This is a genomic window from Verticiella sediminum (genome assembly GCF_007558815.1).
In the GTDB taxonomy this organism is placed as follows: domain Bacteria; phylum Pseudomonadota; class Gammaproteobacteria; order Burkholderiales; family Burkholderiaceae_B; genus Verticiella; species Verticiella sediminum.
On the sequence record NZ_VLTJ01000014.1, the window covers coordinates 16631 to 29365 of the forward strand.

Here is a 12735-nt window from a genome sequence, read left to right on the forward strand (position 1 = left end):
TGCCGGCGTCGGAGGCCGCTACCGTGACATTCGCGTGCGCAACATGAAGATCGCTTTCCACGTTCATCCCACCCGTCTGCACTGGAAAGCCGCTGCGCCTACGCTTGCCGAGCAGGAGCAGTTGTTTGGCTGGGTCTCCCGGCAGGGCTTCGACGGCGTGGATATCTCCGACAGTTGGCCATTCGACACGCTGGACCAGGCCGGTGCGAGCCGGACCAGGGCGCTGGCGGCCGACCATGGGCTGGCGGTCGCCACCGTCAGCGGCATGGGCAAGACCTTGTGCCATCCGGAGCTGGGCGAGCGCAACCTGCAGGCGCTGGAGCGTGCGCTCGATACGGCCGGCTGGCTGGACGCGCAGGTGTTGAACGTGGCGCTGGCCGTCCCCCGCACGCCGGGCGTGACGCCGGTCATGGGCGCAGCGCATTCTCCCGGCGGCAGCCTGGGCGCAAGCGACGGCGACTTCGCGATCACTGCGCAGCGCCTGCGCAGACTGGCCCGCATGGGGCGCGAGCGCGGCATGAGCCTAAGTATCGAGATGCACGACCGGAGCCTGGCCGATACCAGTACCGCGCTGCTGCGCATACTCGACGAGGTTGGCGAGCCCAACGTCGGCGCCAATCCGGATCTGTGCAATGGCTACCGCGCGTACGCCGTGCCGCCCGAATCCTGGGCCGACGCCTTGCGCCGGCTCGCTCCCCGCACCAATCTCTGGCACGTCAACAACCTGCAGCGCGTGTACTTCCCGGAAATCGAACGTGCCGCCTTTGTCGAACGTCCCTTGGGCGAAGGCGACATCGACTACCGCCTTGCGGTGAAGATGATGCAGGCGGCCGGCTTCACGGGGTGGACGGTCATCGAATACAAGGGCGCGGGCGATGCGTTCGAAACCCTGGCGCAGGGCCAGCGCTACTTCCGGCAGATCACCCGGCCCGGCGATACGGCGGCCTGACCACGGGCTTCACAAAGACAATGCCACATCCGTTCTGGTGGAAGGCAGGCTCGCACTGCCAGGAGCATGTGGTTCACATGGAGACAAACCTTATGATCCGCTGGAAACAGCAGTTGCTTCTCGGGCTGGCAGGCAGTCTGTTGGCCGCAGGCCTGACCACGACCGCCCGGGCCGAAACCTGGCCGTCGCAGCCGTTGCGCATCATCGTTCCTTTTCCGGCGGGTGGGGCGGGCGATCTCGTTCCACGCATCATTGGAGAAAGCCTGTCCAGGTCGCTGGGCCAGCCGGTTATCGTGGAAAACCGGCCTGGCGCGGAAGGGGCGATCGGCGTGAACGCCGTGGCCAGGGCAAAGCCGGATGGCTATACCCTGGGCGTGGCGACCTCGGGGCCCGTCGTGATCGGCAAGCGGCTGTTCACCAACCTGCCATACGACCCCAAGACCGACCTGGCGCCGATCGGGCTGACCTATGAAACGCCCTTCGTACTGGCTGTGCCGGCCGCCTCGCCGGCCCAGTCTCTGGCCGATCTGTTCCGGCTGGCCAAGGAGAAACCCGGCACGCTCAATATCGCCATTCCGAACAGCGGCTCCGTGCAGCATCTGCTCTCCGAGCAAATGCAGGACGTTGCCGGCCTGGAGATCCTGAGCATCCCGTACAAGGGCGGTGGCCCGGCAGCGGTTGCGGTGGCGGCCGGCGAAGTGGACATGACCTGGGCGGCGCTGCCCAACGTCACCAGCCTGATCGATGCGGGCAAGCTGCGCGCCATCGCCGTCAGCAGCACCGAGCGCCATCCCCTGCTGCCCAATGTACCGACAGTGCTCGAGCAGGGCTGGCCCGGGCTGGTGGCCAGCAACTGGAACGGCCTGATCGCGCCGGCGGGCACGCCCGACGCCATACTCGACCGGCTGAATCGGGAGGTCAACGTCATTCTCGAGCAGCCGGAAGTCGTCGGCAAGTTCAAGGAAATGGGCGTCACGCCCAGGCCGGAGACGCGCAGCGGCTTCCAGGACTTGCTGAATGCGGAGGAGGCCAAGTGGGCCGAAGTCATCGAGGCGGCGGACATCAAGCCGCTGTAAGCGCACACACGGGTTTTCATCATGACTTTGCGCGGCTCTGCATTCCTTCCCATCTGGCACGATGTCGACGTGCAGATGGAGGACGAGTTCAACGTCTGGCATACCGTGGAACACATTCCCGAGCGCGTGGACACCCCGGGTATCGTGGTCGGGCGCCGCTACGCCGACCCGGACGCGTCGCTGCATCGCTACTTCACGCTGTATGAAGCCGAGTCGTTCGAGGTCTTCGCCTCCGATGGCTACTTCGCCACGGCCAACGCGCGTTCCGACTGGACGCAGCGCGTGCATCCCGCCTTTCGGAACTTCCGGCGCGCGCCGTGCCATCTGTTCATGACGCGCGGCCGGGGCATCGGCGGCGGGCTGGCGACGGCGCGCATCCACTTTGCGCAGCCCGGGGCCGGCGCCGCCGCGCCCAGGGATGTGTTCAGCCTGGCCGGACGGCGCATCGTGGACGGGATCGCGAAGCTGCGGCACGTCACGTCGGTGCACCTGGGTATTGTCGGCCGTGTGGAGCGTCGCCCCTTGTCGGAGCAGTCACTCTCGTTGCGGCCCCAGGCCACGGCATTCGACGCCGTGCTGATGGCCGAAGGCATCGGCCTGGAGGCCATGCGTGCCGCGGCGCCGGACATGGAGGCGATCCTTCATGCGGAACCGGACGCCGTCGGCGGCTGCGAGGTGGCGACCTATGGGCTGGCCTACATGCTCTTCGACATCTCCGGCAGATAGCCATGCACAAGTCCATTGCAACGGTCTCGATGAGCGGCACGCTGCCCGAGAAGCTCGAAGCGATCGCGGCCGCGGGATTCGACGGTATCGAGCTTTTCGAGAACGACTTCATCGGCTTTCGCGGGACGGCCGGCGAACTGCGGGCGAGGGCGGCGGACCTGGGCTTGAGCATCGATCTCTACCAGCCGTTTCGCGACTTCGAGGGCATGCCGGAGCCGCAGTTCCGCAAGAGCCTGGAGCGCGCCGAGCGCAAGTTCGACCTCATGCAGGCCCTGGGCGTGCCGCTCATGCTGTGCTGTTCGAATACATCGCCCTTGGCGATGGACGACCAGGCGCTTGCCGCAGCCCACTTGCATGAGCTGGCGGAGCGCGCGAGCCGGCGCGGCCTGCGCGTAGGTTTCGAGGCGCTGGCCTGGGGGCGGCACACACGCTACTACGGACAGGCCTGGTCCATCGTGCAGCAAGCCGAGCACCCCGACCTGGGCTTGATACTGGACAGCTTTCATACGCTGTCGCTGCACGACGACCCTGCCGGCATCGCCGACATCCCCGGCGACAGGATCTTCTTCCTGCAGATGGCCGATGCGCCTCTGCTGTCCATGGACGTCATGCAGTGGGCGCGGCATCACCGGAATTTCCCGGGGCAGGGGGAGCTGGATGTCGAGCGCTTCCTGCTGCAAACGCTGCGCTCGGGCTATGCCGGGCCACTGTCGCTGGAAATATTCAACGACGTTTTTCGCGAGGCGTCCAACAGGCGTATTGCCGTGGATGCCATGCGTTCGCTGCGGTATCTGGAAAACAGGGTGCTGAATCGGCTGCAAACCGTGCAGGCGCGGCCCGAGCCGGCCGGCGTCGTGCAGGGCCCGCAGGCGCAGGTCCAGGTGCCGCTGTTGTCGCTACCGCCCGCGCCCTCGCTGAAAGCGATCGCGTTCGTCGAGTTCGCCGTGGACGAGCCGCATGCCGAATTGCTTGGCGCCGTGCTGCAGAAAACGGGGTTCACGCGCGAGGGAGATCATCGCAGCAAGGCGGCCACCCTCTATCGCAAAGGGCATGCGGCGCTGGTCCTGAATACCGAACCGGGTTCCTTTGCGCGTGCGCGCTTCGGCAGTTTCGGCGCTTCGGTTTGTGCGATCGGGCTGTGCGTCGACGATCCGGACGGCGCCCTCGAGCGGGCCACGGCCCTGTGTTCGATGCCGTTCGACAGCCCGGTGGGGCCAGGGGAGATCGTGACGCCGGCGATCGTGTCGCCGGGCGGCATCGTCATCCATTTCATCCCGTCGGCGTTGGGCCAGACGGGGCTGTTCGGCGCCGACTTTGCACTGGAACGGCCCTGGAGCGCGGCTGACGCCGCGGGCACAGTCATCGATCATGTTGCCCTGTGCCTGAACCTGGACCAGCGCGATACCTGGGTGCTGTTCGCCCGCGCGGTGCTGGGCCTGGCGTCCGAGGCGCGGGAACAGTATGCCGACCCCTACGGACTGACCAGCAGCCTTGGCGTCAGCAGCGGCGAGCGCAGCGTGCGCCTCGTCCTGGCCGTGTCCCAGAGCCAGCGCACCCGCGCTACGCTGGCCGCCAATGCGCAGGGTGGCGTGGCGGTGAGCCATATCTCGCTGAGCACGGATGACATCTTTGCCGAGGTCCGTGCGTGGCGCGACAAAGGCGTGGCCTTTGTCGCCATTCCAGGAAACTACTACGACGATCTGGCGACCCGATTCGACCTCGATCCGGACCTGCTGGCGCGCCTGCGCAATCACGGCGTTCTGTTCGATCGTGATGCCGCGGGCGATTATTTCCACATTTACACTGAAGACGTCAGCGAGCGCTTCTGCTTCGAGCTGACGCAGCGTAGCGATGGCTATGCCGGCTATGGCGCCTCGAACTCGGCCATCAAGCTGGCAGCCCAGGCCCAGGCCGGCGCAGGCCGTGGCACCGAACTTGCTCGGCGCAGCCGTTTCGTCTAGCGAGGGCGACACATGTCAGCCAATATCTACGAAGCGTTGCGGGCGAGTCACGAGCTGCAGCGTTCGCTCTGTCGCAAGCTGCTGCGCGCCGCACCGCAGGGTGAGCGCCGTACGCAGATCTACCGCGAGCTGCGCATCGAATTGGCCGCGCACGCCGCCGCCGAGGAGCGCTTTCTATACGCTCCCATGCTCATGGACGATATGGGCCTGGACTCATCGCGCCACGCCCTGGCCGAGCACCATGAAATCGACGAGCTTGTGGAGGCGCTGGGCAAGGCAGACCCTCAGGGCGAGCGTTGGCTGGACAAGGCGAAGAGTCTCTCCGAGGAGGTGCACCACCATCTGCGCGAGGAGGAGAGAAAGTTCTTCCAGATATCCGGCAAGATCCTGACCGAATCACAGAAGCACCGTCTGGCGACTCGGTATCTGAAGGACTACGAACGCATGAAAGGAGTGCTGGCACAGAAGTGACCATGAGCCGTGACGCAAGCCGCGGTGTACGTACATGGGCTGACCCGGAGCGGGGTGCCGGCGGTAGGAGCAGGGCTGCCCCGCCCGCGGCATCCGCCTGGGTCTTCGCGCTGATCGAACAGTTGCGACTGCCATCATCCTGGATCAGTACGGCACGCCTTCCATTCGCCCCATGCGGCCGGAGACGAAATCCCGCTTGGCCTGCGTCAGGCGCTCGGGCGTGTCCATGACAAAAGGCCCGGAGAACAGGAGTTCCCCCTGCACCGGCTGGCCACCGATCAGTGCGACTTCCGTCGCGTCTTCACCCCGCGCCGCAATGCGCACCTGCGTGCCGCTGCCGAGCAGCGCCAGTTCGCCGGCGGGCACGGTTGTACCGCCGACCTCGATCTGCCCCTGGAGCACATAGAGGCTCAATTCCGGATCGGCATCGACTGCCAGCGCGGTCTGGGCGCCGGCGTCGAGCTGCAGGCGTGCAAACACGGCACCACCGCTGAGCGCCATCGGACCGCGCACGCCGTTCACGTCGCCAGCGACGACATACACGCGCGAACCGGTGCCATCGACGCGCGGAATGTCGGCCGCGCGGATCGAGGTGTAGCTGGGCTCCGCCAATTTGAGTTCGGGCGGCAGGCTGATCCACAACTGCAAGCCATGGCGGCCGCTCAGCGGCTGCTCGGCATGCAGCATCCCGCGCCCGGCGCGGATGAACTGCGCGTCGCCCGCCTCGAGCCGGTCGCGCGATCCCATGCTGTCGCGGTGTTCGACACCGCCTTCGAGCAGGTAGCTCACGACCTCTATGCCGGCATGCGGATGCGGCCGGTCGCCTATGCCGCGCAGGCCCTGGTGACGGTAGTGGTCGATGAAGACAAAGGGGCCGACCGCCACCTGCTGTGACTGAGGCAGCGCGCGCAGCAGGCGCATGTCGCCATCGTCGACGACGGTCCCGGCCGGCACGATGCGGGTGATTGTTCGTTCCATCATGAATCTCCGTATGTCATCAGATTGTGTCGAAACCGCCGCCGGCTCCCGCCAGGCCGCGCAGCGTCAGCCGGCCCCAATGCGCAACACCGGGGTCGTTGAATATCGGGCGTCGCTCGGGATCGGTGGCAAGCGTGAGGTTCTTGACCTGGTTGTCTGCCGCGAGCTGCAAGCCGTCCTGACCGGCGGCAAAGCGTATCGACGACTGCGGGCCGATTCCGCTCAGGGTCTGGCCGGGAGGCAGGCGCACGCTCGGCACATCGGTCAGGGGGCCGCCAATCGAATATGGGTGACCTGCGAGTCGGCCGCTCCTGCGAGCAATTCTGCGATGGTGCAAACCTCTTGGGCCGAAGTTTTCACGGGCTTCTCCTTTCCGTTTGTATAGGTCCATGATGGGGCCTGTATTCCATCTTCGGGAGAGATAAAATTCAGATCAACTCGATCGGATAAACGGATAATGATTGACCCGCTGAGTCTGGACCAGTTGCGCGTGTTCGTCGCGATCGCCGACCAGGGCAGCTTCTCGGCCGCGGCGAGACACCTGCGCCGTGCGCAGTCGGCGGTCAGCAACGCCATCATCAACCTGGAAGGTGCGCTGGGCGTTGCCCTGTTCGACCGCAGTGGCTGGAAGCCTCAATTGACCACCGACGGCCATGCCCTGTTGATCGATGCGCGGGCCGTGCTCGCCCGCGTCGATCAATTCAAATCTCGAGCGCTGGGATTGACCCAGGGGCTGGAGGCCGAGTTGTCGGTAGTCCTCGACGTCATGTTTCCCACGGCCCGTCTGGTGGCATTGGTGACGAGATTCCGGCAGGCTTTTCCGGGAGTGGCTCTGCGCTTGTGTATCGACGTGCTGGGTGGTGTACCCCAGCGGGTGCTGGCGGGCGAGTACGACCTGGGTGTCCAGGGCTCGCTGCCGGACATCGCGCCGGAATTGGCCAGCCAGGCATTGGCGGAAATTGCGCTCGTGCCTGTCGCCGCTCCCACTCACCCATTGGCCAGCCAGGGCAGAATTCCGATCCAAGCGCTGAGCGAACACACGCAGATCGTGCTGACCGACCACAGCGGACGCACCGAAGGGCGTACGTTCTCCGTATTTTCCGAGAAGCGGATTCTTACTGCCGATCTGGGCTCCAAGCGTGCGATGCTGTGCGCCGGACTGGGCTGGGGATTCATGCCGCGGACCTTTGTGGAGGAAGACCTGGGCGCCGGGCAGTTGATCGAACTGAACCTGGCGGAGCGTCAGCCACGCAGCCGCAGTATGCCTTTGTTCGCCATTCACCGATGCGACACGCCGCTAGGCCCGGCCGGGCAGTGGGCGCTCGATTGGCTAGTGTCGTCGCCTGGGGATGGGCCGGGGAAAGGTCAGGGGGCGACGGCGCTCTAGTTCTGGATGGTGGCACTTGGGGGCGCGCTGCCCACATCCCCTTGGATGGTGGGCATTGATCACCGACAAGCAGAACGCGGCGCGTCAGGCCTTGTCATCCTGGGCGCGATAAACCAATACCGCAGTCGTAGATAGCGGCAGGATCTTCGCCGTGACACTCCCCAGCAGTAAACGCGAAAAGCCGCTACGGCCATGGCTGCCGATAAAAATCAAGTCGCAGCCCTGCTCGGCTGCGGTATTCACGATCGCCTCGGCGACGTTGAAACCGGAAACGACACAGGGTTCCGCGTGGACACCAGCCTCTTTTGCGCGCTCGATGATTTGCGATACGTATTTCGCGGCGTTCTTCGCCAGTGCTTCATCAATATCGACCGGATCGACCCCGTAGCCGGATGCGAGTCCGTCGAATGCCGAAGTCGTCACAAAAGGCTCTATGACGGAAAGCGCGATCACTTGCGCGCCTACCGAGCGCGCAAAGTCAATACCAGCATTGGCGGCTTGCGCAGCCAAGGCCGAGCCGTCAGTCGTAATCAGAATTTTCTTGAACATGAATATCAATTCCTCGTTAGATGGAAGTCATTTCGGGCGGTAGCCATCGGGAAATTCTCTATGCAGCTTGACCGACTGCTTGCCCGGTTCATTGGCCATCATGATGAATCATTGCTTTAGCTATGTCAAAATAGACGAGCGCGGAAGCGACTCAAGACGATTTTTTGCGGGTTGCCAGTTTCTGAATCGGAGGAATGGCAGAAGCTATACCCATCGATACGAACCCAAGCCAGAAAAGGGTGTCCGAGTTTTCAGCCGAGCCCAGGCTGATCAATGGCAGTGCGACAAGAAACAGCGCAAACGACAGGCTAAGATAGGACATCCGGTTTTGCAGAATACGTTTGATCATGTTCTTCACCATTACCGAGTCAGTAAAACCAGAAGAACGGTCGCCATGCCGGTCAATATGAATGTCATCATGGTCCATGGCAGCGTCTTCCGAATGATCGCGCCTTCTTGTCCGGTGATTCGAGCCGTACTTGCACCCATCACTACGTTGGCCGGTGCGATGGCATTGCCAGTCGCACCCCCGGCGCTTTGTGCTGCAAGGATGGTCGATACCGGCAGTCCCTTGGCTTCGGCCAACCGGACCTGCACATCGGAAAAGATGACTTGCGAGGATGTACTGCTCGATGTCATGAAGGCACCGAGGATGCCGATGGCATTGGCCAGGAATGCGAACAGGTAGGCGGGCGCCACTGCTGCGATTCCCATCGCCAGCGTGATGTTCTGACCCGAGTGCTTCATGATCGAAGCCATCACCAGGAACGCGATGATGGGTATGGAGGCCGGCACGGCGCTTTGGGCCAAGCCTGGCAATATCCTGGCCATCTTTTCGCCCTTCTGTGCCGCCCAGTGCTGGAAATACCCCTTCCTGGCAAACACCAGGTAGGTAACGATGGCGGTGAGCAGAATGTATGCCCCCGGGTGGTTGAATGGGCGCAGCGCGGAATACTCTGCCGCCCCGGCAGTGATCATGCCTATCCCTGTGGAGACCTCCGGGAAGGGCAGTCCAAAGGCGAACGTGTTCAACCCGTTGTGCAAGGGGTCGATCATCGAGACGCTCAGCGCCAGAAGGGTGAGCAGCCCGTATGGAGCCAGTGCTGTCCAGAGGCCCATGGGCGGAACGGCGTCTTGCGTCGTGGCGGAGGACCGAGCGAGCATCGCGGGGCGATCTGTGATCGCCGCGTCTGCTTCCCGGTAGCGAGACCACCGTGAAAGCGGGTACAGCGCGAGCAGGGCGGCGCTGGCAGGCAGGAAAGCTGCCAACACGGGATCGACAAAGACGGCGAATACTTGCCCGACGCCCTGGATGAAGGAAATGATCAGGATTAGAGGCCACCCCGATCGGACTGCCGCCCATTTGCCGTACATCCATACGATCGTAAAGCCGCCCAGAACGGCTTGAATGCACATCAGTACTGAAGACTGCCACGCAGTCGACAGTGCGGTGGCGGCATCGATGTCCACGACCTGAAGGGTGGCAAGCCAGCCAACGCCGAGAGTTCCGTAGAACTTGGCCCAGATATGGGCAATGATCGGTATTGCGACCGCATAGACCGGTCGCATGCCGAATGCCACAAGCAAGGGCGCCACCACGGCAATAGGGGTGCCGAAGCCGTCTATTCCCTGCAGGAAAGAGGTGAACACCCACCCTAGGGCAACCACGACAAACAGTTCGTTACGGGACAGGCGTTCGATGCCCCGCCGCAGGGCATCGTATCCCCCGGAGTGGCTCATGATCTGGTAGAGCAGCAGAGCCGGCCAAATCACATAAAGAATGAAAATCGCGTCCCAGACGCCCTTGGCCGATGCCACTGCCAGCGTATCCAGAGGGGTTGAGAACCCGAACAGCGCAATCGCCGAGGCAATGAAAATACCTGTTGTTCCAGCTTGCTGCGCAGTCCATTGCAGCCCGACCAGGAGCACAATGAGGACGGCTATCGGCAAAATCGCAAGGACCCAATGGATCAAATCTGGAGAGAACTGCATTAAAAGAAAGTCTCCGTGAGGTTGAGCCATGAATTGGCTACGGACAGAAAGTCTTATTGCCGGTTTCGCAGGATTGCGAGCCAATGCGTATTGGCAGTGCTCGCTTGGGAAGTGGATGGCCGTGTTGCGTCAAAGCCTGCGAAAAGCCATTTCAGCATGAGCGGAAGTTTCACCGCGGCCTGGCGCCGGCTGGAGTGCGGTGATTCTGACCACCGCATGACCTGATGTGGTCGGATTTTCTTTTTTTAATGATCCGGGACGATTTTAATGCCCAAGAGGGTGGGCTTCATTGATTCAAATCAAATGGCCCATATTCCAATCGACGCATCGTCATGGCTGGATTCGGAGGAGTCGTCGAAGATTCTGTGTTGATCATTCAGCTATGCAAAAAATGCAGGCTCCGGCACCGGCGGCACGACGGCCGGGGCTGCGTTCGGGGACATTGTCGCCGTCGGTAGCCGGGCTTTCGTCCTCTCTGCGGGTGCGTGGCCATCGATCGAGGCGCATCAGCCGTTGTACAGACATCTGCTCGTCGTCACCGGCCCTCAAGGCTCATCGAAGGACTGGAGGCGCAATGACCCTTCTAACCACCGCTCGAATCCGCAGCCGCAGCCTTGAGCCAGTCTCTGAATCTGGCGGCAGCGGGACGCAGCCGTTCGCCTGGTGTCCACGACAACATCCAGAAAACCCCGCCCATTGCGGTCTCTGGCAGCAGGGTCACCAGGCGCCCGGAAGCCAACTCATCCTGCACGAGCGCCTCGCTCTCCAGCACCACGCCGAACTCCTTGATCGCCGCATCGATTGCGATGTGCGACGGATCGATTTGAAGCCTTTCATGTCGGCCGAATGCCGTCAGGTCTTGGGCGGCGAACCATTCCTTCCAGGTAATGACGTTACCCCTGGTGTGAATGAGCGTGTGGTTGAGCAGGTCCCGTGGCATGCCGACCGGACGGTCCGTCAGCAGCTTCGGACTGCACATCGGTTGTACCGTGTCCTCGAGCAGCGTGATCGCTGATGGTTCCCGCTTCGGTTCGCCGGTGTACAACACTGCCAAATCCGTAACGCTCCAACTGAAGCCCGTACGCTTGGACTCCGCGTTCACGCGCACATCGATGGTCGGATTGTCCAGCAGGAACGCGGGCAGGTGGCGCAAGAGCCACTTGCTGGCGAAGGACGGCGGCGTGTGCACCCTTACGACTTCGGTGGCGCCGGACTGCGTCGCGGTTCGGCTCGCATCGTCGAGGATTGCCAGAACCTGTCGGACCTTCTGCAGGTACTGCTCGCCCGGCGTCGTGAGCTGGATGCCGCGCCCGACACGCGCGAACAGTTGGATTCCTAAGAGATCCTCGAGCGTAATGATCTGATGACTGACTGCCGATGCCGTGAGTCTGAGCTCCGTCGCCGCGGCCTGAAAGCTGCCCAGCCGGGCGGCTGCCTCAAAGGAGGTAAGCGAGCGCAGCGCGGGCCGGCGAACGCTAGGGTGCGGCGCCGGCGCAGACGGACGACAGGGCGGTTCGCTCATGGCCGGGTCCCGGGTTTGTCACTCGAAAAGGTGCAAACGCGTCTGGCCGTGGGGCGGCCGAGAGGTGTTCGATTTTAACTCGATCGACGAAATATTTTCATGTATCCGCAAATACATATCGTTTTTTTCCTTTTCGCCGGAAGCGTTAAATCATAGCTATCGAAAATATGGGGCCAACGCACGCGTAACACCGCGCCTGCCCCGACTTCGTGCGGGATTGACCGTCCCGATAGCGTGCCACCTTCAATACGGCGAAAGCCGGAACATCTACGAACGTTCATGAGCCAACCATCCAAAGCCCGCCTCTCGGTCTACGAGCCCGAACAAAGCGAACTGTATTTCCCCAGGCCACCGGTTTTCGATAACGTCGAAGACGAGCGTCTCCATCGCAAGCAGCGGTTGGCAGCCGTGTGCCGGGTGTTTGCCAAGCTGCGCTACGGCTACGGGATGGCTGGGCACATCACGGTGCGTGATCCCGAGCACGAGAACCTGTACTGGACGAATCCGTTCGCCATGGATTTCTCGCTCGTCAAGGTGTCGGATTTGCTGCTCGTCGACCACCAGGGAACGGTGGTCGAGGGGTCGTGGGCCGTCAACCGCGCGGGTTTCGTCCTGCACGCCGCGATTCACCAGGCGCATCCTCATGTGCTCGCCTCGTGCCATGCTCATACCACCAACGGCATGGCTTGGGCCGCGCTGGGCCGCAAGCTCGACCCGATCACGCAGACCGCCGCGTCCTTTCACCTTGACCATGCCGTGATCACCGAAGAGGCCGGCGCGGTTGTCGTCGAGCACGACGCCGGTCATGCGGTCGCCGCAGCATTTGGCCAAAACAAGATCGCCATACACCAGAACCACGGCCTGTTTTCGGCGGGTCGCGAGAGCGTCGATGAAGCCGCGTGGTGGTTCATCGCAGCCGAACGGGCCTGCGAGATCCAACTCAAGGCCGAGGCCACCGGCCATCCGCTCAAGCTCATCAGCCCCGCAGCGGCGGCGCATTCGTCGGAGCATCTCGGTACACCGTTTCTAGCCTGGCTGCACTTTCAACCGATGTACGAGGCAATCGCCCGGTCCGAGCCGGATCTGTTCGACTGAGCGCAATATCGGTGTGCGGGCTTCGCCGA

At 63.1% G+C, this 12735-nt stretch carries 13 protein-coding genes; 7 read left to right on the forward strand and 6 right to left on the reverse strand.

The window, feature by feature from the left end; all coding sequences use genetic code 11:
* Positions 1 to 43 precede the first annotated feature (43 nt).
* The 5 genes from FOZ76_RS08525 (at position 44) to FOZ76_RS08545 (ending at position 5183) form a co-directional block, all read left to right on the forward strand.
* Positions 44 to 949 carry a sugar phosphate isomerase/epimerase family protein gene (locus FOZ76_RS08525; protein ID WP_143947725.1) on the forward strand — a complete coding sequence of 302 codons (906 nt, stop codon included), beginning with the start codon at positions 44 to 46 and terminating at the stop codon, positions 947 to 949.
* A 77-nt stretch (positions 950 to 1026) separates the two neighbouring features.
* Positions 1027 to 2025 (forward strand): Bug family tripartite tricarboxylate transporter substrate binding protein, encoded by a 999-nt coding sequence (locus FOZ76_RS08530; protein ID WP_170235354.1) that lies wholly within the window; start codon positions 1027 to 1029, stop codon positions 2023 to 2025.
* A 21-nt stretch (positions 2026 to 2046) separates the two neighbouring features.
* A complete protein-coding gene (locus FOZ76_RS08535) occupies positions 2047 to 2751 on the forward strand; it encodes a hypothetical protein (protein WP_143947727.1) in 705 nt (234 codons plus the stop codon).
* A 2-nt stretch (positions 2752 to 2753) separates the two neighbouring features.
* A complete protein-coding gene (locus tag FOZ76_RS08540; RefSeq protein ID WP_143947728.1) occupies positions 2754 to 4712 on the forward strand; it encodes a bifunctional sugar phosphate isomerase/epimerase/4-hydroxyphenylpyruvate dioxygenase family protein in 1959 nt (652 codons plus the stop codon).
* A 12-nt stretch (positions 4713 to 4724) separates the two neighbouring features.
* Positions 4725 to 5183 (forward strand): hemerythrin domain-containing protein, encoded by a 459-nt coding sequence (locus FOZ76_RS08545; RefSeq protein WP_143947729.1) that lies wholly within the window; start codon positions 4725 to 4727, stop codon positions 5181 to 5183.
* A 144-nt stretch (positions 5184 to 5327) separates the two neighbouring features.
* On the opposite strand, the gene FOZ76_RS08550 is transcribed toward FOZ76_RS08545, so the two are convergent.
* Entirely contained in the window at positions 5328 to 6104 is a 777-nt protein-coding gene (locus tag FOZ76_RS08550; RefSeq protein ID WP_170235355.1) for a pirin family protein, read from the reverse strand.
* A 76-nt stretch (positions 6105 to 6180) separates the two neighbouring features.
* A complete protein-coding gene (locus FOZ76_RS08555) occupies positions 6181 to 6411 on the reverse strand; it encodes a hypothetical protein (RefSeq protein ID WP_143947731.1) in 231 nt (76 codons plus the stop codon).
* Positions 6412 to 6618: 207 nt separating this feature from the next.
* Between FOZ76_RS08555 and FOZ76_RS08560 the strand changes: the two genes are divergently transcribed.
* Entirely contained in the window at positions 6619 to 7548 is a 930-nt protein-coding gene (locus tag FOZ76_RS08560) for a LysR family transcriptional regulator (RefSeq protein WP_143947732.1), read from the forward strand.
* 84 nt (positions 7549 to 7632) lie between these two features.
* On the opposite strand, the gene FOZ76_RS08565 is transcribed toward FOZ76_RS08560, so the two are convergent.
* The 4 genes from FOZ76_RS08565 to FOZ76_RS08580 form a co-directional block, all read right to left on the reverse strand.
* Complete coding sequence (locus FOZ76_RS08565) at positions 7633 to 8097, reverse strand: universal stress protein (protein WP_143947733.1); 465 nt, start codon at positions 8095 to 8097, stop codon at positions 7633 to 7635.
* Between the two features lie 151 nt (positions 8098 to 8248).
* Complete coding sequence (locus FOZ76_RS08570; RefSeq protein ID WP_143947782.1) at positions 8249 to 8446, reverse strand: hypothetical protein; 198 nt, start codon at positions 8444 to 8446, stop codon at positions 8249 to 8251.
* Between the two features lie 11 nt (positions 8447 to 8457).
* Entirely contained in the window at positions 8458 to 10089 is a 1632-nt protein-coding gene (locus FOZ76_RS08575; RefSeq protein WP_143947734.1) for an L-lactate permease, read from the reverse strand.
* A 583-nt stretch (positions 10090 to 10672) separates the two neighbouring features.
* Positions 10673 to 11611, reverse strand: coding sequence for a LysR substrate-binding domain-containing protein (locus FOZ76_RS08580; protein ID WP_143947735.1), 939 nt, complete (start codon positions 11609 to 11611; stop codon positions 10673 to 10675).
* 279 nt (positions 11612 to 11890) lie between these two features.
* Between FOZ76_RS08580 and FOZ76_RS08585 the strand changes: the two genes are divergently transcribed.
* Positions 11891 to 12706: a class II aldolase/adducin family protein gene (locus tag FOZ76_RS08585; protein ID WP_143947736.1), complete on the forward strand. Its 816-nt coding sequence runs from the start codon at positions 11891 to 11893 to the stop codon at positions 12704 to 12706.
* Positions 12707 to 12735: the final 29 nt, after the last annotated feature.